Source organism: Burkholderia sp. AU33803 (assembly GCF_002223095.1).
Lineage (GTDB): Bacteria > Pseudomonadota > Gammaproteobacteria > Burkholderiales > Burkholderiaceae > Burkholderia.
This window is the reverse complement of sequence record NZ_NKFJ01000006.1, coordinates 2,060,604-2,079,348: the sequence shown is the minus strand read 5'-3', so window position 1 is coordinate 2,079,348 and position 18,745 is coordinate 2,060,604. Positions and strand designations below refer to the sequence as shown.

Sequence of the window (18,745 nt, the reverse complement as noted above, 5' to 3'; positions counted from 1 at the left end):
TCGCGTTACGCCGCCAGAACGATCCATCGCCCCTATGCCCACACCGTCGAAAATCGAAACCGAGCGTTTGACGCTGCGTCGCTGGCGGCCGACGGATGCGGGTGCGCTATCGGCGATGCATGAGGATCCAGACGTGACCGCATGGCTCGCGCGCGGCCCGATGTCCGTTGACGAGGCGAGCGACGTCATCGCGCGCTTCGACGCGCATTTCGATGCACACGGTTTCGGCCCGTGGGCCATCGAGCGCCGCGCCGACGCGATGCTGATCGGGGTGTGCGGCCTGTCGCACGAAGCGCGTGCAACGCATCCGATGGCACCGTGCGTCGAGATCGTGTGGCGGCAGGCGCGTCACGCCTGGGGGCATGGCTACGTTGTCGAAGCGGCCGCCGCCGCATTGGCCGACGGGTTCGACCGGATCGGGCTCGGCGAGATCTTCGCGTGGACGGCCGACACCAACCTGCGATCACGGCACGTGATGCAGCGGCTCGGCATGCAGCGTCAGCCCGCGCACGATTTCGACCATCCTGCGTTGCCGGAAGGGCACGCGCTGCGTCGGCACGTCGTGTATGCCGCCCGCACCGCCGGCGTGGCCGGCGCGTAACGATTCACGCGTGTTCGCCTGTCAGCGCCACGTGCCGTTCTGCAGCACGATCCGGTAGCCGTCGGCATCCTCGAAAGTCTGGCCGGATATTTCCCAGTACGGATTGAACGACGTCACCGGCATGAAGCCATGCTCCGTGGCGCGCGCGCATGCAGCTTCCCATTCCGGCCGATCGGGCAGGTAGAACACGATCAGGTCTTCGGGCGTCGGTGACGGCGCGATCGGGTGGTCGGGGCAGTGCGTGAATTCGAAGTGATAGTCGAGGCCATCGCGCCCGAGCATCACGCCGGAAAACCCGTCGTGATCTTCAAAGCGCGCAAGAACGGAGAGTTCGAGGGCGTCGCGATACATGCGCTCGGTGCGGGCGAGGTTGCTGACCGGGCGGGCAATGCGCAGATGGGCGTGCAAGATGGCCTCGGGGGCGAGTGGCGGGCCGGTCAATGATAAGCCGGCCGATCCGGATTGCGTGTGACGAACGAGGCGCGTTTCGGCGTGGTCCATCGTATCGAACGATATGGGCTCCTTCCGGCCAAACGAATCGAACCGTCGACCCTCGTCTCGTGAAAGAAAAAACATGCCGCTCCCGATCAAATGCGCGCACCCCTTTGCATCCGGTGCTTGTCAGGACAATCTTCGACGTGCTGTTTTCGCCTCAGTCTGTCGAGCGATGAGCGTATGCGCATATCCCGGACGAGAGGGCGCAAATGAGTAAGCCCGATCTCCGTCGGCCGGTTACCGGCCCTTATCGTCAGTCGCGATGGGCGGGGGCGTTGGAGACAGCCTTTGGATGGGTGGCCAAGGGAACGATGGTGCTGGTCGGACTCGGCATGGTCGCGCTGGCGGCCCTGACGGGCGACGTGAGTGCGCTGGCGGATCTGCCAACGACCAAAAAGGGCTGGTTGTACCTGCTGCTGGTCGTGATCGGGGTGGTGGTGCTGATATTTGCGCTGCACCACTTCTGGCCGTGGCCGTCTGGTGTGCGCCGGGGAGGTTGAGCGAGCGGAAGATGGTCTGTCCCCGTAATTCGCGCGGGCAAGAAAAAGCCCGCTACATTGAGCGGGCTGAATCCATGTTTGGAGACATGGAGGAGACAGACGTAAATTTAAGGGAAAACCCGAGGCATGGCAAGCCCTAGTTGTATCGATACAACTTCGTGTTGCATCGCACTCACATGCCGCCTGCCCGCGCGTGCGCCGCAAACGCGCTGAAACGCTCCTGCGCAACCGGTAGCGCGTACTTGTCGCGCATCTCCGTCTCGATCCATGCACAGGCCTCGCGCGCGCAGTCGGTCAGCGCGTGCCGCGTCGCATGGCCATCGATGTCGTAGACGAAGCGCACGCCGACCTCGTCGTCGGCCACCTGCCGCTCGAGCTGGTTGAGCTGCAGTTGCGGCCCATGCTGTTGCGACAGCGCACGCAGTTCGTCGAAGTGATATTCGAGCCAGTCGGCAAAGAACAGCGCGTCGCTGTGGCACGGCAGCCGGAAGGCCGCGCTGCGCGACGGGCGCGGCCCGGCTTCGCCGGCCGACGCGTGCGGGTCGCCGTCGGTGGCGATGGACGCGTCGACGGGCGCAAGCGGCTGCTGAATCTGGCGGTACGGCTCGCGATCACGCAACGCATGCCACAGCAATTCGTCGCCGGCGGCGCCGGACGGCTGCATCGTCAGGTCATGCCGCCCTTCGCCGGCCGGCGCGATGTCGCGGATCACGAGGCGCAGCGAGCAGAGCGGCTCGTCCGCGACCAGCAGCGTCGCCGCGCGCGGCAGCCCGCAGACGAGCGGCGCGGCGCCGGCCGCACGGAACACGAGCCCGCGACGGTCGAGCCGCACGAGCGGCAGCGGCCGGGGAAACGACGGGTAGGCAACCGCGATGCGGGCGCCGTTGGCGCTCGTCAACCCGGGCATCATCGCGCGAAAGACCTGAGACTGGTCCACGTTGATTCTCCTTCGTTACGATACCGCCCGGACAGAAACGTGCGTTCCGGTTCAGGCGGCGATGGCTTGCCGGGCGGCCTGCCCCGGCTCGATTCCTAGTGCGGCAAACGTTTGCGGATCGATGTCGATCCAACATGCGACCACCAGACGTCCGTCTACCTGTTTCGGCCGCCCTGCGCGGTGCGCGTGTATGCCGATCCGGCGGAACAGCCGCTCCATGCTCGCGAACGTCACGCCGATCAACTGCCGCGCGCCAAGCTGCGCCGCGCATTCGACGACGGCCGCGAGCATCGGGCGCACGGCCCATTCGGCATTGCCCGGCCCGCCTTCGTCGTCGGTTGCCGCAAACCGGGACAACTCCCAGACGGCAGCCGAATGCGGCAACGGCATGTCTTCGGCGATCAGGTCGGCGAACAGCGACTTCAGCAGATACGGACGCGTCGTCGGCAGCAGGCGCGCACATCCGCACATGTCGCCGCCGGCGTTCCGCGCGAACACGTACACGGTATCGTCGCGATCGAACTGGTCGCGCTCGAAGCTTTCGTTCGCCGACGGGAGTGCCCAGCCGAGCTGCTCGACGAACACACGGCGCCGATAGCGCCCGAGATCCGCCGCAAGTTCGTGTGGCAACCGCCCTTCCTCGTGAACGAAGGTCCGCATGGTGTCCTCGGATCTGTGCTTTTGTATGCGTGCATTACATCGCGCAGCACGAGGGGGCGGTAACTGGTAACTCTTACAGGATGACGTCGGAAAGACGTCATTTAGGACGTGGTAACGGTTTCTTGATCAACGGGATTGAAAACCGTGGCGCTTTTGCTTATAAAGAGCGCCAGCCTGGCGGAAATAGTCAGAGGAATAGAGGCGCAGCCAGTTGTCACTGGAGCGTCGGACCGGCATGATAGGCGTCGTTGTGCCCGAGCAGGGCCGACGCGACCGCGGCGGACCAGTCGATGCACGCGAGCCGAGCGGCGAGCGCGGCGGCCGTGCGGAACATGCCGATGTCGGCGTCCGTGGCGTCGGTGACCATCACGTTGCTGCGGACGTCGCCGCCCGCGATCACGAACGCGCCCGTCGCGCGTTCTAGGTACCAGTCCCAGCCGACCGTCACGTAAGCGACGCCGGCACTGGCCGGGCGATGCCATTCGGTGTAGCCGGCGAGGCGTGCGTCGATGGCGCTGTCGCGCAATTCCTCGAGCAGCGATGCGTCGAGGCCGCTTGCGACATGGTCGAGCGCAAGCACGGCCAGTGCGCTTTCTGACAGGCGTACGTAGCCGTCCGGGGACGGGCCGGGGACCGAGTGCAGCAAAGGTGAAGTCATGCGCGGAATGTATCAGCCTCGAACGGGTCTGGAACCTGACAAGTATGACAGCGTGACGTTGTCGGAGAATGAATGGAACTGCGCTGGCAGGATGCCTATCAACAATTCAGCGCCGCGGAAGACGAGCAGCAGCTCTTCCAGCGGATCGCCGCCTATTCCAAGCGGCTGGGATTCGAATACTGCTGTTACGGCATTCGCGTCCCGCTGCCCGTATCGAAGCCCGCGGTCGCGATCTTCGATACCTATCCGGACGGCTGGATGGCGCACTACCAGGCGCAGAACTACATCGAGATCGACTCGACGGTTCGCGACGGCGCGCTCAGCACCAACATGATCGTCTGGCCGGACGTCGACCAGATCGAACCGTGCCCGCTGTGGCAGGACGCACGTGATTGCGGGTTGTCGGTGGGCGTCGCGCAGTCGAGCTGGGCGCCGCGCGGCGCGTTCGGCCTGCTGAGCATCGCCCGCCATGCCGACCGGCTGACGCCGGCCGAGATCAACATGCTGACGTTGCAGACCAATTGGCTCGCGAACCTGTCGCATTCGCTGATGAGCCGCTTCATGGTGCCGAAGCTGGCGCCGGCGGCGGGCGTCACGCTGACCGCGCGCGAGCGCGAGGTGCTGTGCTGGACGGCCGAGGGCAAGACCGCGTGCGAAATCGGCCAGATCCTCAGCATCTCGGAGCGGACGGTCAACTTCCACGTCAACAACATCCTCGAGAAGCTGGGCGCGACGAACAAGGTCCAGGCGGTCGTCAAGGCCATCTCGGCCGGGCTGATCGAGACGCCCTGACAGGGCGTGAAGGCGGCAGCGCGACCTGCGGCTGCCGCCCGCCCGCTCACTCCATCATCGGCTCCGCTTCCTTCGCGGTCCAGCTCACGCTGGAAATGCTCTTCTCCATGCTCATCCGGCTCGCGATCTGCTCGAGCTTCTGCTGATCCTTCGGATGCAGCTTCAGTGTCGCGGTCACCTTCAGCCGGTCCGGCTGGTCGGGCACGTCCTCGCTCGTGAGGCTCTGGAACGACAGCGGCTTCGCATACATCGAGTTCGACAGCAGCGTGCGAATGTGCACTTCGTCGGAGGCCAGGCAGATCACGGTGATCTGGTATTCGCGCACGAGATCGGCGTTCGATACCGGCGTCGCGTTGATCGCCTGGCTGACGCTGCGCAACAGCGTATTGGTGAGCAGCACGACGCCGGTGCCGGCGAGCGCCGGCACGTAATGACCGGAACCGGACAGCACGCCGACGGCGGCCGAGCACCACAGGGTCGCGGCGGTGTTGATGCCCTGGATCGAGCCCTTGTCGCGCATGATCACGCCGCCGCCGAGGAAGCCGACGCCCGACACGACGTAGGCGGCGATCTGCGTGACGCCCGCGACACCGTTGCCGGTCAGCACGCCGAGCGTGACGAACAGGCACGCGCCGCTCGCGACGAGCGTGATGGTGCGCAGGCCGGCCGTGCGCTGGCGCATCTGGCGTTCGATGCCGATGGCGACGCCGCAGGCGAACGCGGTGAAAAGACGGAGTGCGAAATCGAAAGTCATGGTTGTCCTGCCGTGCAAGGAGCGCGTGCCGTTTCGCGTCGCGGCGGCGCAAGGCCGAAGGCGACACGAAGATAGCCGTCATCGCGCGGTACTGTACCGCGCGAATGCGTCATTCAGTGTGAAACGGGTGGCGTGCGGCTCGCGGAACGCGAGCCGGGCAGGAGAACTGCGTCGGACAGGCGTTCAGGCGGCAAGCGGCGCACGCAACGGAGTGCTGCAACTGTCCACGATGGTTCCTGAAGGAAGAATGGGCGGCATTCTAGTAGGCGGCGAGCGCATGCGTCAACCGCCTCGCGGCGGCCGCGCTACTGCGCCGAGCCGATCGTTCCCGTCGCAAGCGCGAGCGCGGCCGCGGCCGAGAGTGCACCGGCATAGCTGTCGACCTCCGCGTTGCGGGCGGCGAGCAACTGGCTTTGCGCGATCGTCGCGTCGGTGACCGAACCGACGCCGTTCCGGTACGCGGTCAGCGCCGCGTCGTAACTCGTCTGCGCGGCGTCGACGAGCGCCTGTGCGGCGTCGTGCGACGCGAGGCTCGTCTGTACCGCGTTCTGCGCGGCGACCACCTGGCGGACCGCTTCCTCCTTGGTCCGCGTGAGGCGCGCGGAGGCGCTTTCCGCGTCGTTGCGCGCTTGCATCAGCACCGCCGAGCGCAGGCCGCCGTCGTACAGCGGAATCGTCACGCCGAGGAACACGCCGCCGCCGTAGCGGCTGCCGTTCAGGTTGACGGTCGGCGCCTGGTCGCCGATCGCGGGCAGCGCGGAGATGGACGTGCCGCCGCTCGCGTACGACGTCGACGCGGACAGGAAAATCTTCGGCATGAACGCGGCTTCCGCAGCCTTGATCTTCGCGCGATTGGCCTTTTCGAGCGCGAACGCGCCCTGCAGGTCGGGCCGGCGCGCGATCGCATCCGATACGATCGCGTCGACCGACGAGCCGAGCGAGGGTGGCAGTGGCCGCTTCGGCAGCGCGGCGACGGTCGGCTTCGACAGCGGCGAGATGCCGAGCGCGGAGACGAGGGCGAGATAGCCGTCGCTCTCCGTACCGTTCGCCTGCACGAGCGCGAGGTTGGCCTGCGCGCGGTTCTGCGTCGCCTGCGCGAGTTCGACGACCGTGCCGACGCCGTGCTTGAGCCGCGCGCGGGAGGCCGCGAGGATCGCGTCCGCGTTCGCGAGGCCCTGCTGGGCGCTGAGCGCGCGCGAGCGTGCGGCTTCGTAGCGGTAGTACGCGACGGTCACGTCGTGGATCACCTGCTGGTGGACGGCCGTAAACGCGACATTCGACGCGATCGACGCCTGTTCGGCCGCTTCGACGCGCGCCGCGCGGCCGCCGAAATCGAACAGCAGCCATTGCAGCGACAGCGCCGAGATGGTGCCGTGCACGGTGGAGTTGCTCGACGAGTCGCCGAGGAACGACGACGTCGACCCGTGGTTTGCCTGGTACCCGCCCATGGCCGTCGCGGACAGCTTCGGCAGGTAGGCCGTCTTGGCCAGGCCGACCGCGAGCGCGGCGTTACGCGCGTCGTTCCATGCGATACGGGTCAGCGGGTTCGCCGATTCGGCGAGATCGATCAGTTCGGGCAGCGTGTACGCGTGCGCGGCATCGAGCGCGGCCGGCGGCGAGACGGACGCGAGCGCCGGCGACGCGGGCAGCGTGTAGTCGTGCGAACCTTGCGCGGACGCGCGCGGCGGGCCCGGCACGATGTCGCCTGCGGCGGACGTTTGCGGCTGCCACGGGCGGTCGGACGCCTCCGGCGCCAGATCGATCGACGACGTCGCGCAGCCGGCCAGCGCGACGACGGTCGCGAGGGCGGCGGCGGCGATCGAGGCGGCCGGCGGTTCAGGTAGGCGCATGGGGGGCAGGCTCCTTCGGTGTGGCTTGACGGGCGGTATCGGCGATGTGCGCGAGCCGCGTGTCGATCAGGTTCAGCAGCGCGTCGCGCGCGGGGTCGGCGGGGGCTGCGCGCGGCGGGGTGGCCGGCGGCGCGGAGGGTTCTCGATGAGGCGCGGTGGCGTCGTCGCGCGGTTCGGTCACGCGGGCGAGCTGCGCGCCGATCGCTGCGTCGCCGGGCTTGCGTTCGGCGAGCAGGAACAGCGGCCCTTCGAGCGCGCCCAGTTCCGCGAGCGCACGGCGTCGGGTGGCGAGCCACGACGCGGCCGGCCGTACCCACGACGGTTCGTAGTGGACCAGCCCGAGCTCCTGCGTGATCGCGCCGTGGCGGGCGAACGCCTCAGCCGCGAGCGCGCGTCGTTCGGCCGGCTGCGCGACCTGCACGAGGCGCCGCCACTGGTCGATCAGCGCGGCGAGCCCGGCGTCGATCTGCTTGCCGATGCTGACGGGCCAGATGCGCGTGAACACGAGATACACGACGACGTTGCCGAGCAGGATACCGATCGTGCGATCGCGCGCGATCGTCAGGTCGAAGCCGGGGCCGGCGCCTTGAATCACGCACAGGAAAAACGCGAACGCGATCTGGAAGCCGGCATACGCGATGCGCGGCGAGCCGAACGCGACCCACGCGGCGAGCCACCCGCCGGCGAACACCAGCGCCATCAGGTGCCCGACCGACGATAGCGACGGCACGACGAACACCAGTGCCGCCGTGCCGAGCAGCGCGCCGACGATGCAGCCGAAGATCCGCAGCGTGAGCTTCTCGACCGTCTCGGCCGTCGAGCCGAGCGACACGATGTAGCAGGTGACGACGCAGGTGTGGATGCCCGACCAGTCGAGCTGTGAGTACAGCAGGTAGCAGAAGATCGCCGCGGCCGTCGTCTTCAGCGCGTAGCGGATATGGTCGGGATTGGTGCGCGCGTCGGGCAGGAAGAAGCCGCCGCGCGGGGTGGGGGGCGAGACGGATTCGGGGGCGCTGGAGGCTGTTGCCGAAGCCGACGAAGCCGACGAAGCCGACGAAGCCGACGAAGCGACGTCGGTCGTCGCAGCCGGTTCCGCGAAATGCGTGATCGCAGCCTGGAGATCCGTCGCAGCAACCCGCGCGAGCGGCGGCAGCGTGTCGGTCGGCGGGAGCGCGAGCGTCACGTCGACCGGGTAGCCGCCCTGGTCGAGGATGTCGGCCATCTCGTCGAGCGTCGCGGCAATCGGGATGGCAAATGCGTCGGGCAGCCGTGCATCCGGTTCGCGATCGGCCAGCGCGACGCCGACGAGCAGTGCGGTGCTGGAAGCCACGGCCTGCCGCAACGCCGCGAAGTCGGCGGCGGACGACGAGCCCTCGAGTTTCGACAGCTTGAGCCACGTGAGCAGCTGCTTGTCGCCTTCGTGCAGGCTGGCATTGAATGCGTCGCGCGCGGCATCGTCACCGCGCAGCCGCTGCGCGGCGAGCCGCAAGCGCTTCGCGAGTTGCGCGTGCGCGAGCTTGCGCGGCGACGGCGCGATCAGCAGGTTGACGACGATCGCGACCCCGACCGGAATCGCGATCGTCAGCCAGATGTACAGCAGCGCGCGCGTGGCAGCTTCGCCGAACGGCGCGAGGCCGAGCTGGTCGAGCCCGAAGCCGACGATCATCGCGAGGATTGCGCCAACCGGGCGCAGCTTGCTGGCCGACGTCAGATAGAGGAGGCCGACCGACAGCACGGCCATGCACGCGACCCGCAGGATCGAATAGTCGATGCTGAAGATCGCGATGCCGAGCACGAGCCCGATCACGATCGTGACGATCACCAGCAGCGCGGCCGCCAGCACGACGCTCGTCACGCGGTCGGCCCGGATCATGAAGAACACGACGTACGCGGACAGCGCGGCTTCGGGCGTGCCGTAGGCGGCCGTCACGAGCGCGGTCAGCGCGCAGATCAGCGCAACCCGCACGGCAATCGACGTGCGCCCCGGAAACGGCGCGAGCAGTCGCAGGACTTCGCGCGGGCCCGGCGAGCGAACCTCAGCGGCAGGCAGTGCCATGCCGGACCTCGACGATCGCGCTGGCGCCGACACGCACGAGCTTGCCGTCGGGTTCGTCGAGCTTCACGCGCACCGGGAAGCGCTGCGCGACGTGCACCCAGTTCACCGAGTTCTGCACGATCGGCAGCGTGCGCGGCAGGTTGATGCGGGCGCTGTCGGCAATGCCTGCGCCGACGCCGACGACCTTGCCCGTCAGCGGGCGGCTGCGGTCGATCATCGAATAGACGGTCGCGCAGTCGCCGACCTCGATGCGGCTCAGCGACGTCTCGCGGAAGTTGCCGACGGCGAACCATTCGCTCGCGTCGATCAGCGTGAAGATCGACTGGTTCGGCGCAAGGGTTTCGCCGGCGAGCACGCTCAGGCCCGTGACGAGCCCATCGTGCGGCGCACGCACGACGGTGTCTTCGAGCGCATGCTGCGCGCGGGCCAGCGCGGCCTCGCGCGCATGCAGCGTCGCGATCGCGTCGGCGTCGTCGCCGATCGTCTGCGCGGACGCGCGCTGCTGTTCCTGTGCCTGCGCGAGCGACACGGCCGCGTCGCGCTGGCGGACCTTCGCCTGGTCGAACTGCTGCGCGCTGACGTAGCCCTGCGCGGCGAGCGGCGCGAGGCGGTTCACGTCGCGGGTCGCGAGGTCGGCGTTTTGCGTCGCGCGCTTGACCTGCTCGGCGGCCACGGCGGCATTCGAGCGCTCGCCGATCAGCGAACGGCGGCGCGTGTCGAGCGATGCGCGCGCGAGTTCGAGATCGGCCTGCGCCTGCGCCACCGTCAGCCGGTACGGCACCGGATCGATGACGTACAGCAGGTCGCCTTTCGCGACGCGCTGGTTTTCATGTACCGCGAGTTGCACGATGCGGCCGCCGACCGGCGACGCGACGTGTACGACGTCCGCGTCGATCGACGCATCGTCGGTGGACGGGTAGGCCGTCGTGCGGTGGTACGCGTACACGAGTGCCGCGATGCCGAGCGCGACGATCGCCAGGGCGATCACGCGGCCTTTGACGGAGGGGCGGGCGATACCTGCGGCCTTCATGCGAACGGCCCCGTGCCGGTGAGCCACACGATCACCGCGACCACGAGCCCGATCGCGGTGCAGACGGCCAGCTGGTAGGGCACCGTGGCTGCCCAGCCGGTCGCGACGAAGACGCGGTGCGCGACGATCGCGCCGATGACGCCGACGATCGCGCTGACGAGCCAAAGCGGGAAATACGCGCCGAACAGGACGTACGACGGTGCGCCGCGCGATGCACAGCCCGCGAGCGGCAGGGCTGGCGCCAGGACGGCGGCGACGCGCAAGGGCGCGCGCGGCGTTGTTTTTCTCATGGTGTGACGAGCTCGACGTTGGGGGTGGATGCCGGGCGCGGCGCAATGCGAATCGCCGCCGCGACGACGATTCCGGGATACGGAGCCGATAATAAATCAGCGCGATGCGGACCGCCAGCCACCCGCCCCGTACATCGCGGGGTGGAGGGCGCCGGTCGGGGGGGCGCGTCGACATGTCCGGCATCGCGTTTCGGCCACCGAAACCGGACTGTCGCGATTCTGCCAGCGCGCACTCGTGTAGGGTTGCTAACGGACTGTAAAGAATCGTCAGACGAACGAAGGGCGGCCGATTTGTCGTGTCGACAGCGCCGAATCGGGACGGAAAAGGCCGATTGCCGTTCGAAGGCAGGGGAATAGGGGCGATTCGACGGATGGAGGGCAATGTTGACGAGTGGGTCGACCGGATTGCGTGTGAGGCGCGGCAGCGCGTGGTGATCGGGCCACAGATCTGCGGCGGGCGTTTGGCCTGAGCTGTCTGCTTTTTTGCTCGCCTGCGAGAGCGGCGACACGCAGTGCCTTCGGGCAAGACGCGGACGTTCGCATCGATCATCCGGCCGCCGTTCTCGACGTGGCTGATCGGGATGTGCAAGCGCAGCGTGCGGTGCATGTCGGTAACGACGGGCTTCGGGAAAGCGTCGACGTCGCTCGCGTCGGGCGGCCCGATGAAGGCGCGGTCGAGCGGTGCGCCGAGCGGCGTCGAAGCCTGGCCGGCGACCGGTCGTCACGGCCGCGATCTGTGTACCATCGTACGTATGGCGCGACGCGCGGCACGGAGCCTCACGGCCGCGTGCAACACGCAACGCGGAAGCGGTATCGGTATCGCAACGAAGGTGAACGTTCCATGCGAAGTTTCTTTGTCCGGTTCATTGCAATCGGCGTGCTGTTCCATCTGTACGTCGGGATTCGAATCATTCCCGATGCATTCACGTCGCCGGTCGCGCGCACGATCGCGGCGCTCGTGCTGGCGAGCTTCGTCGTGCTGATCCCGGTCGGCATGTTCTCGCGCCGCTTCGACGAAGGCCGGGCCGCGACGCTGGCCGGCTGGGCCGGCTCGCTCGTGATGGGCTTCTTCTCGTCGCTGCTCCTGCTGACGCTCCTCCGCGAATTCGTGCTGCTCGGCGTGTCCGGATGGCGGCATCTCGGGCACGACGGTGCGTGGCCCGGCGCGGCGACCGACACGGCGATCGGCGTGCTGGCCGGTGCGGTGTTCGTCACCGTGATCGGGTTCGTCGGTGCGCGCCGCACGGCGGCGGTCAAGCGCGTGTCGATCCCGGTCGCGGGGTTGCCGGCCGGGCTCGACGGGCTGACGATCGTGCAGCTGTCCGACATCCACGTCGGGCCGACGATCAAGCGGCCCTACGTCGAACGGATCGTGCGCGCGGTCAACGCGCTCGATGCCGACCTCGTCGTCGTGACGGGCGATGTGGTCGACGGCTCGGTCAAGCGCCTGCGCGACCACACGGCGCCGCTCGGCCGCATGCGGTCGCGGCACGGCAGCTTCCTGGTGACGGGCAACCACGAGTATTACGCGGGCGCGCATGCGTGGATCGACGAGTTCCGGCGCATCGGGCTCACGGTGCTGCTCAACGAGCACGTGCTCATCGAACATGACGGTGCGCACGCGGTGCTCGCGGGCGTCACCGATTTCACGGCGGGCGGGTTCGATCCCGCTCATCGCAGCGATCCCGTGCAGGCGCTGGCGGGTGCGCCGCATGACGTCGGTACGAAGATCCTGCTCGCCCACCAGCCGCGCAGCGCGGAAGCGGCGAACCGCGCCGGCTTTACCTTGCAGTTGTCGGGGCATACGCACGGCGGTCAGTTTCTGCCCTGGCCGCCGTTCGTGCGGCTGCAGCAGCCGGTGATCGGCGGGCTGAGCCGCATCGGCAATCTGTGGCTCTACACGAGCCGCGGCACCGGATACTGGGGGCCGCCGAACCGTTTCGGCGTGCCGTCCGAGATCACGCTGATCCGGCTGACGCGGGGCGGGTAGCGCACGTTTCCCTGTTTGGAAAAGGCCTGCGCCGGGCCGTCATTGGCGGCACCGGCCCTGGCACGCGGCCATCACTCGATGCGGGCGATATCGTCGCAATCGAAGCGCGGGCAATGCGGGAACAGGCCGGCTGAGTCGCCATAGCCGAGATTCACGAGGAAGTTGCGTTTGATCGCGGTGCCGCGAAGAACGCGGCATCGACCTTCGCGCCGTCGAAGCCGGGCATCAGGCCCGCGTCGAGGCCGGGTGCGCGCGACTACTCTTATCCGCGAATGACAGCGCATGGCAGTGCGCGACGCCGTTGGCTAGTATGCAGGCATGCCCCGTTCGCTCCATTCTTCTCCCGTTTCTCCCGACATGTCGACACCCGATTTTTTCGCTGACACGCCCGCACCCGACGTGGACTGGTACCCGGACTGGCTGGCGCCGTCCGATGCCGATCGCGCGCTGGCCGCGTTGATCGGGGAAGTCGCGTGGCAGCAGGACACGATCCGTACGCCGCGCGGGCGCATTCCGTTGCCGCGGCGGACCGCATGGCAGGGCGAGCCGGATGCCGTCTACGTATATTCGGGGATCCGCAACGTGCCGGCGCCGTGGACGCCGGCCGTGCTCGACCTGAAACACGCGGTTGAGACGACGTGCGGCGTGCGCTTCAACAGCGTGCTGCTCAACCGCTACCGCAATGGGCAGGACAGCCTCGGCTGGCATGCGGACAACGAGCCCGAGCTGGGCGATGCGCCGGTGATCGCATCGGTGAGCCTCGGGGCGATGCGCGTGTTCGACCTTCGCCATCGCAAGACCGGTGTTATCCATGCGTATCGCCTCGGGCATGGCAGCCTGCTCGTGATGCGCGGGCGCACTCAGGCCGAATGGCAGCATCGCGTGCCGAAGGCGCCGGGCGTGCAGGGCGAGCGCGTGAACCTGACGTTTCGGCGCGTGATGCCGGCGGGGACGGGCCGGTAACCCCGCCCATCGCCGACGTGCGTGGATCGTCGGGCGATGCGCGCCCCGTTTTGCGATTCATGGGCGATCGATACAGGCAAGCGGTCGCGTGTGCGGCACGTTGCCGCACGACTGCCGGGCCACGTGCGTTGAAAGGCTGCTGAGGCCCGTGCCATATGGGGTTTCAGGAAATTTGATCGACCGCCCGGTTCCGATAGATGAGTGAAACCTCTGATGGTGCGTCGCAACAAACCTTGACTAGACTGTCGAATGGCAGAAGCGCGTCGCATCCCGGCGCGATCCTTTCGACATGCCCCAAGCGGTGCCGATGCGGTGCGCAAGGGGGCAGGAGCAAAACGCGTGACCGTATTCGACCCTTCCTTCGAACCCTCGCTGCACGTCTTTGAACAAGACGGCGGATGGCAATGGGCGCTGACGGTGAAGCGGGCGACCGGCGTTGGCGTGAAAGTCGTTGCGTTCAGCCGGGACGGCTTTCGCGGCGAGGCCGAGGCCTACGCCGCCGGCCAGCTTGCCCGCGCCGCGTATGACGCCGCCGTGACGGCCTGACGCCGTCGCGTCGATCCCGCCGCCCGAGGATCGTCTTCATCGCTTGCCGCCCGCGCCGGGTGGCTCTTCCCGATCGTTTTCCGTTTTCCGTCGCCTGTCGCGCTCTGCGCGATGGCGCGTGCCGCGCGCTTGCGCGCCCGTCCGCCCGGGTTCGCCGCGCCAAATGGTCCGTACCATTCGACACGCGTGTGCCATACGCCGCGCTTAACGTCCGTGCACGGCGTCGGTCGCGCCGGCGATGCGGCTTCGCGCCGCGATTGGAATGCCGGACGCCGCACGCCGACCCATCGACACGAACGCAGGTCATGTGCGACGACAGAACCGACTACAACCGCCATGCGCGCGGCGGATCGCGCACGGCGCGGGCGCCGGAACGGGGATTCACGCTGATCGAGGTGCTGATCGCGCTGGCGATCGTCGCCGTGGCGCTGGGCGCCGTGATGCGTGCGATCGGCGCCGGACGTGCACGCGCTGTCGGATCTCGGGTGCGATCGTCGGCGAGCCGCCGCCCGACATGCTGCAGCCGTTGCGCGTGCGCCTGCGGCTCGCGCCGAATCCTGATGCGGCCGCCGCGTGCCGGCGTCGGCGGCCCGCATGCCGTGACGCACGGGGCCGTGTCCGGAAGTGGCACGATATCGTAATAACATATGACGTTATTGCGTAGGCGGGACGATGATGTCCTGCTTCTTCACCAGGAGCCACCCATGCAACTCTCCCAGCTAGGCGGGCATGTCGCCCAGTCCGGTTTCGCCGAACGGCAGAAGCACGCCCAGGCGCTGATGTTCGGCATGGCCGACATCAACGAGTATGTTTCCGGCGGCGTCTGCTACGACGCCGCGGCTTATGTCCGGTACCTGCTGCGCAGCGATGCGATGATCGCGCCCGGCGCGCTGCTCGACACGATCGGCCAGCACTGGCGAACCCGTTTCAACTTCGAGACTGGCGGTGAATGGGACGGGCGCGCGAGCATTCCGGCGGGAACCGCGGTCGGCTTCTCGCGCGGCGGCACGGTCTTTCATGCGGCGATCGCCGTCGGCGGCAGCCGGATCCGGGCGATCAACGGGGGCCGCCTGGGCAGCGGATGGATGTATGCGGTCGACCTGGCGCGCGTGCTCGAGCCGGATGCGGCCGGCGGCTTCACATACGATCGCGCGAACATCCGGGTACATCTGTCGCGCCTGTAGGCCGCCCGGCCTTGCCTGCCACGCCAGCCGCCACGCGTCGGCCGGGCACCACGTACGCGGCTGCCGTCCCGCGCTGCCGGCCACTCCGGCATGGCGTGGCGTGGTCCATCGCTGCTATCCTCTCGACCGTGATTGACTCTCCACGGCGTCGCGATCCGCATGCTGCGGTGCGGCGATGCACGCGGTGTGAACGCCGCGCGCGCTGAGGTAGCATGACTGAATATCCACGACGATCCGTGACCTGTTTCGTGACTGATTTCCTACCGTCCATGTCCACATGGTCAAGACAACGATGAGCGACGCACCTGAAACCGCGGCGCCCGGCGACGACGAATCGTCCGGCGGCGCGTCGTCCTATCTGGTGCCGGGGCTCGAACGCGGGCTGCGGATCCTCGCCGAATTCTCCGCGCGCGAGCCGGTGCTCGGCGCGCCGGAGCTGTCGAAGCGCATCGGCATTCCGCGCACGACCACGTTCCGTCTGCTGCAGACGCTGGAAGCGCTCGGTTTCCTCGAGCGCGTGAACGGCGACCGTTATTTCCGGCTCGGCGTCGGCGTGCTGCGGCTCGGCTTCGAATACCTGAATTCGCTCGAACTGACCGATCTCGGCACGCCCGTGCTCGAACGGCTGCGCGATGCGACCGGCCTGTCGACGCATCTGCTGATTCGAGACCAGCGCGACGTCGTGTTCGTCGCGAAGGCGCAGAGCAACGCGTCGATGTTCGGTTCGGTAAAGGTGCACGTCGGCACGCGCCTGCCCGCGCATGCGACCGTGCACGGCCACGTGCTGATGGGCGACCTGACGCGCGACGCACTGCGCCAGCTGTATCCAGAAAAGCGGCTCGAGCAGTTCACCGAGCGCACGCCGGGCACCGTCGACGAACTGTACGAACGCGTGCGCCACTACGCGCGGCTCGGCTACGCGGTGAGCGAGGCGGCGTTCGAGAGCGGCATTTCGGCCGTGACCGCGCCCGTACGCGATCATTCGGGCTCGATCGTCGCGGCGATCACCGCGACCGTGCCGCGCTCGGAAATCGGCGAGGCCCGCGAGAAGGAGCGGCTCGTGGAAGCCGTGTGCGGCGCGGCGGTCGACCTGTCACAGCGGCTGAACTATCGTCCGCTCGAAAGCGATCCGACCTTCGCGCACGCGCGCCACAAGGTCGCGATGTTCTGAGTGCGCCGATGCGCGGCCGGCGGCCGTGCAAATGCAACGCGTAAGAAAAAAGCGGCCCGCGGGCCGCTTTTGTCGTTTCGGGCGACACCCGCCCGACTTCGTTCAGAACGTCAGAACGAGTGGTGGATCCCGGTGAGCACGATCACCTGGTTCGCCGTGCTCGATACACCCGCCGTGAAGAACGCGGCCTTCGCACCGCCCGAACCGTGCTCGTACAACACGTTCGCATAAAGCTGCGTGCGCTTCGACAGCGCATAGATGTCGCCGAGCTCGACCTGCGTCCAGCGGCGGCCGGCCAGCGTCGTGGTCGCCGCGCCGCCCGCGATCGTGTTGAACGCGCTGCTGCGGTAGTTCACGCCCGCGTCGTAGCTCTGGAACGTGTCCGAAAAGCCGTTCGACTGCATCTTCGTGCGCGTATACAGGCCGTGCACGAGGAAGTCGCCGAACTGGTAGGACGCGCCCGCCCCGATGTTCTCGACCTTGCTCGCGGTGTAGCCGTTCGCGGTGTTCTGGCCCTGGAACGACGTGATGCCGGTCGTGCTGATCAGGATCGAGCGGTCGTGCTCGTTCGAGTACACGGCCGACGCCTTGAACGGCCCGTTCGCATAGTTCAGCGCGACGCCGACCGACTTGCCGGTCGAGAAGTTCGTCGTGTTGCCGAGCGCCATCGTCGCCGCGGCCGAGAAGCCCGCGAAGGTCGGTGAGCGGTACTTGACCGAGTTGTTGTACGGCACGTTGCCGGTCGCGGCGAGCCCGTCGATGTTGCCGGGGTGGAACGCGTACCAGCTCATCGCGAGGTAGGCCGTGCTGAGCGGATCGAGATAATCGAACGACAGCGGCGTCTGGCGGCCGAGCGTCAGCGTGCCGTAGCGTTCCGAGCCGAGGCCGACGAAGGCCGCGCGGTTCCAGATCGTGTTCGCGGTCGCGAACTGGCCGTTGTTCGTATAGAAGCCGTTTTCGAGCTGGAAGATCGCCGACAGGCCGTCGCCGAGGTCTTCCTTGCCCTTCAGGCCCCACCGGTCGGGCTGCGTATTGCCCTGGATCATCGCCCACTTCGCATGGCCGCCGACGTTGTTCACGTATGCGACGCCCGCATCCATGCTGCCGTACAGCGTCACGCTGCTCTGCGCCCACGCGCCCGACACGGCGCCCACTCCGATCACTGCTGCTGCTACCGCATGCTTGACCATTTGATCTCCTGAATCTCCAACCTGATGAATACGTGCCGTGGCGGCATGCGCGGGAACGGCCGGCCGTCGCGCGTTTTCGCCATCGGGTGGGCATTCGTATGTTCCATATAAGGAACAGTGTGCCTCTGATGGAATGGAGTATAGGGGCGTCTCGCACCGTATCAAAAATAATTTTTTCGGGACGGATGGGTTTCCAGCCGACGCCCGGCGTCGCTGCACAAAACTCGCGTAAACCCGGTAAAGCCCCGTCGCATAACAAAAAATTTCATTTGATGTGGTGGGTGAACGCGATTGCCGACCCGGCGGTCAGTGTTTTCCCTAGGGCGAGCAGCTTTTTGTTTTACTCGTGGAAAGTCGCTCCTATAATCACCATCCATAAACTGCTGTTCCGGGTATGGAACAAATCGGAACAAACCGAGAGTCGATCAGAAGGAAGGGTGTGAGATGTCTGAACAATGGGTTTGCGCCGGGCACGCCGGCGCGCTGTCGGAAGACACGCCGATCGAGTTCAAGCGGACCGACGGCGTCGAAATCGGGATCTACCGCGTCGGCGACGACGTGTATGCGCTCGAGAACGTGTGCCCGCATGCGTACGCGCTGCTGACGCAGGGGTTCGTCGACGAAGGCACGGTCGAATGCCCGCTGCACGAGGCCGTGTTCGACATCAAGACGGGCGAATGCCTGAAGGGTCCGGGCGGACGCGCACTGAAGCAGTACGCGGTGCGGCTCGCCGGCGAGGAAATCCAGATCAAGGTGGAGTGACATGAAAGAAGCGACCGTGAATTTCAACCCCTTCCTGAAGCCGTGGGTGGCGCCGCAGCCGAACAACGTCGCGGGCAAGGGGCAGATCGAGATCCCCGGCCAGGTCGAGAACCAGGTCTGGCAGAACCGCAAGGCCGCGCCGACCCAGTACGAAAACGACCTCGGCGATGCGCTCGAACGCGTGTTCGAAGCCGGCGCGATCGAGCTGGACGAGGTCGTCGCGGGCCTGAACCGCATCGGCTTCCGCGCGCCGGACGGCACGGTCTGGACACCTGAGCGCTTCCGCGCCGAAATGGCCTCGCTCGCGGAATGACCG

Annotated in this window: 21 protein-coding genes and 1 pseudogene; 11 read left to right on the top strand and 11 right to left on the bottom strand. The window is 67.4% G+C overall.

The genetic code is table 11. The features are described from left to right. Positions 1-34 precede the first annotated feature (34 nt). Positions 35-601 carry a GNAT family N-acetyltransferase gene (locus CFB41_RS26610; protein WP_089458511.1) on the top strand — a complete coding sequence of 189 codons (567 nt, stop codon included), beginning with the start codon at positions 35-37 and terminating at the stop codon, positions 599-601. A gap of 21 nt (positions 602-622) precedes the next feature. Here the strand turns inward: CFB41_RS26610 and CFB41_RS26605 are convergent, their stop codons facing one another. Then, positions 623-1,009 (bottom strand): VOC family protein, encoded by a 387-nt coding sequence (locus tag CFB41_RS26605; RefSeq protein ID WP_089427154.1) that lies wholly within the window; start codon positions 1,007-1,009, stop codon positions 623-625. 296 nt (positions 1,010-1,305) lie between these two features. On the opposite strand from CFB41_RS26605, the gene CFB41_RS26600 reads away from it, so the two are divergent. Continuing rightward, a complete protein-coding gene (locus CFB41_RS26600; protein WP_089442099.1) occupies positions 1,306-1,596 on the top strand; it encodes a hypothetical protein in 291 nt (96 codons plus the stop codon). A gap of 172 nt (positions 1,597-1,768) precedes the next feature. Here the strand turns inward: CFB41_RS26600 and CFB41_RS26595 are convergent, their stop codons facing one another. From CFB41_RS26595 to CFB41_RS26585, 3 genes are all read right to left on the bottom strand, one after another. Further along, the gene (locus tag CFB41_RS26595; RefSeq protein WP_089458510.1) at positions 1,769-2,533 is read right to left on the bottom strand and encodes a hypothetical protein; all 765 of its coding nucleotides are present in this window, start codon (positions 2,531-2,533) and stop codon (positions 1,769-1,771) included. A 51-nt stretch (positions 2,534-2,584) separates the two neighbouring features. Next, entirely contained in the window at positions 2,585-3,193 is a 609-nt protein-coding gene (locus tag CFB41_RS26590; RefSeq protein WP_089442101.1) for an acyl-homoserine-lactone synthase, read from the bottom strand. A 214-nt stretch (positions 3,194-3,407) separates the two neighbouring features. Next, the gene (locus CFB41_RS26585) at positions 3,408-3,851 is read right to left on the bottom strand and encodes a DUF4902 domain-containing protein (protein ID WP_089458509.1); all 444 of its coding nucleotides are present in this window, start codon (positions 3,849-3,851) and stop codon (positions 3,408-3,410) included. Between the two features lie 72 nt (positions 3,852-3,923). On the opposite strand from CFB41_RS26585, the gene CFB41_RS26580 reads away from it, so the two are divergent. Further along, entirely contained in the window at positions 3,924-4,643 is a 720-nt protein-coding gene (locus CFB41_RS26580) for an autoinducer binding domain-containing protein (RefSeq protein ID WP_089442103.1), read from the top strand. A 46-nt stretch (positions 4,644-4,689) separates the two neighbouring features. Here the strand turns inward: CFB41_RS26580 and CFB41_RS26575 are convergent, their stop codons facing one another. The 5 genes from CFB41_RS26575 to CFB41_RS26550 all read right to left on the bottom strand — a co-directional run bounded on the left by CFB41_RS26575 (position 4,690) and on the right by CFB41_RS26550 (position 10,623). Beyond that, positions 4,690-5,397: an MgtC/SapB family protein gene (locus CFB41_RS26575; protein WP_011354660.1), complete on the bottom strand. Its 708-nt coding sequence runs from the start codon at positions 5,395-5,397 to the stop codon at positions 4,690-4,692. A gap of 305 nt (positions 5,398-5,702) precedes the next feature. Further along, a complete protein-coding gene (locus CFB41_RS26565) occupies positions 5,703-7,247 on the bottom strand; it encodes a TolC family protein (protein ID WP_089458508.1) in 1,545 nt (514 codons plus the stop codon). Beyond that, positions 7,234-9,303, bottom strand: coding sequence for an FUSC family protein (locus CFB41_RS26560; RefSeq protein WP_089458507.1), 2,070 nt, complete (start codon positions 9,301-9,303; stop codon positions 7,234-7,236). The genes CFB41_RS26565 and CFB41_RS26560 overlap by 14 nt, the downstream gene beginning before the upstream one ends. Further along, the gene (mdtN, locus tag CFB41_RS26555; protein ID WP_089442106.1) at positions 9,284-10,333 is read right to left on the bottom strand and encodes a multidrug transporter subunit MdtN; all 1,050 of its coding nucleotides are present in this window, start codon (positions 10,331-10,333) and stop codon (positions 9,284-9,286) included. The genes CFB41_RS26560 and mdtN overlap by 20 nt, the downstream gene beginning before the upstream one ends. Continuing rightward, entirely contained in the window at positions 10,330-10,623 is a 294-nt protein-coding gene (locus CFB41_RS26550; protein ID WP_011354664.1) for a hypothetical protein, read from the bottom strand. Before CFB41_RS26550 ends, mdtN begins: the two co-directional genes overlap by 4 nt. A gap of 841 nt (positions 10,624-11,464) precedes the next feature. Between CFB41_RS26550 and CFB41_RS26545 the strand changes: the two genes are divergently transcribed. Then, positions 11,465-12,613, top strand: coding sequence for a metallophosphoesterase (locus CFB41_RS26545; protein WP_089458506.1), 1,149 nt, complete (start codon positions 11,465-11,467; stop codon positions 12,611-12,613). A gap of 71 nt (positions 12,614-12,684) precedes the next feature. Here the strand turns inward: CFB41_RS26545 and CFB41_RS26540 are convergent. Then, a pseudogene (locus CFB41_RS26540) lies at positions 12,685-12,869 on the bottom strand (nitroreductase family protein); the annotation flags it as partial. Between the two features lie 62 nt (positions 12,870-12,931). On the opposite strand from CFB41_RS26540, the gene CFB41_RS26535 reads away from it, so the two are divergent. From CFB41_RS26535 to CFB41_RS26515, 5 genes are all read left to right on the top strand, one after another. Further along, complete coding sequence (locus CFB41_RS26535; protein ID WP_089458505.1) at positions 12,932-13,576, top strand: alpha-ketoglutarate-dependent dioxygenase AlkB; 645 nt, start codon at positions 12,932-12,934, stop codon at positions 13,574-13,576. Positions 13,577-13,915: 339 nt separating this feature from the next. Then, on the top strand, positions 13,916-14,122 hold the full coding sequence (locus CFB41_RS26530) for a hypothetical protein (protein ID WP_089429068.1): 207 nt from the start codon (positions 13,916-13,918) through the stop codon (positions 14,120-14,122). A 305-nt stretch (positions 14,123-14,427) separates the two neighbouring features. Next, positions 14,428-14,763 carry a type II secretion system protein gene (locus tag CFB41_RS38990; protein ID WP_373453164.1) on the top strand — a complete coding sequence of 112 codons (336 nt, stop codon included), beginning with the start codon at positions 14,428-14,430 and terminating at the stop codon, positions 14,761-14,763. Positions 14,764-14,769: 6 nt separating this feature from the next. Beyond that, positions 14,770-15,306 (top strand): type 6 secretion system effector deamidase TecA, encoded by a 537-nt coding sequence (tecA, locus tag CFB41_RS26520; RefSeq protein ID WP_256941199.1) that lies wholly within the window; start codon positions 14,770-14,772, stop codon positions 15,304-15,306. A gap of 277 nt (positions 15,307-15,583) precedes the next feature. Next, on the top strand, positions 15,584-16,477 hold the full coding sequence (locus tag CFB41_RS26515) for an IclR family transcriptional regulator (protein ID WP_089442139.1): 894 nt from the start codon (positions 15,584-15,586) through the stop codon (positions 16,475-16,477). Positions 16,478-16,587: 110 nt separating this feature from the next. Here CFB41_RS26515 and CFB41_RS26510 read toward each other — a convergent pair whose 3' ends face one another. Next, positions 16,588-17,667 (bottom strand): porin, encoded by a 1,080-nt coding sequence (locus CFB41_RS26510; RefSeq protein ID WP_039344086.1) that lies wholly within the window; start codon positions 17,665-17,667, stop codon positions 16,588-16,590. Between the two features lie 444 nt (positions 17,668-18,111). Here CFB41_RS26510 and CFB41_RS26505 point away from each other — a divergent pair, with 444 nt between their 5' ends. Both CFB41_RS26505 and CFB41_RS26500 read left to right on the top strand, forming a co-directional pair. Next, positions 18,112-18,429, top strand: a complete 318-nt coding sequence (locus tag CFB41_RS26505; protein ID WP_011354710.1) for a non-heme iron oxygenase ferredoxin subunit — start codon at positions 18,112-18,114, stop codon at positions 18,427-18,429. A gap of 1 nt (position 18,430) precedes the next feature. After that, positions 18,431-18,742 (top strand): recombinase-like helix-turn-helix domain-containing protein, encoded by a 312-nt coding sequence (locus CFB41_RS26500; protein ID WP_089427169.1) that lies wholly within the window; start codon positions 18,431-18,433, stop codon positions 18,740-18,742. The last annotated feature ends 3 nt before the right edge of the window (positions 18,743-18,745 follow it).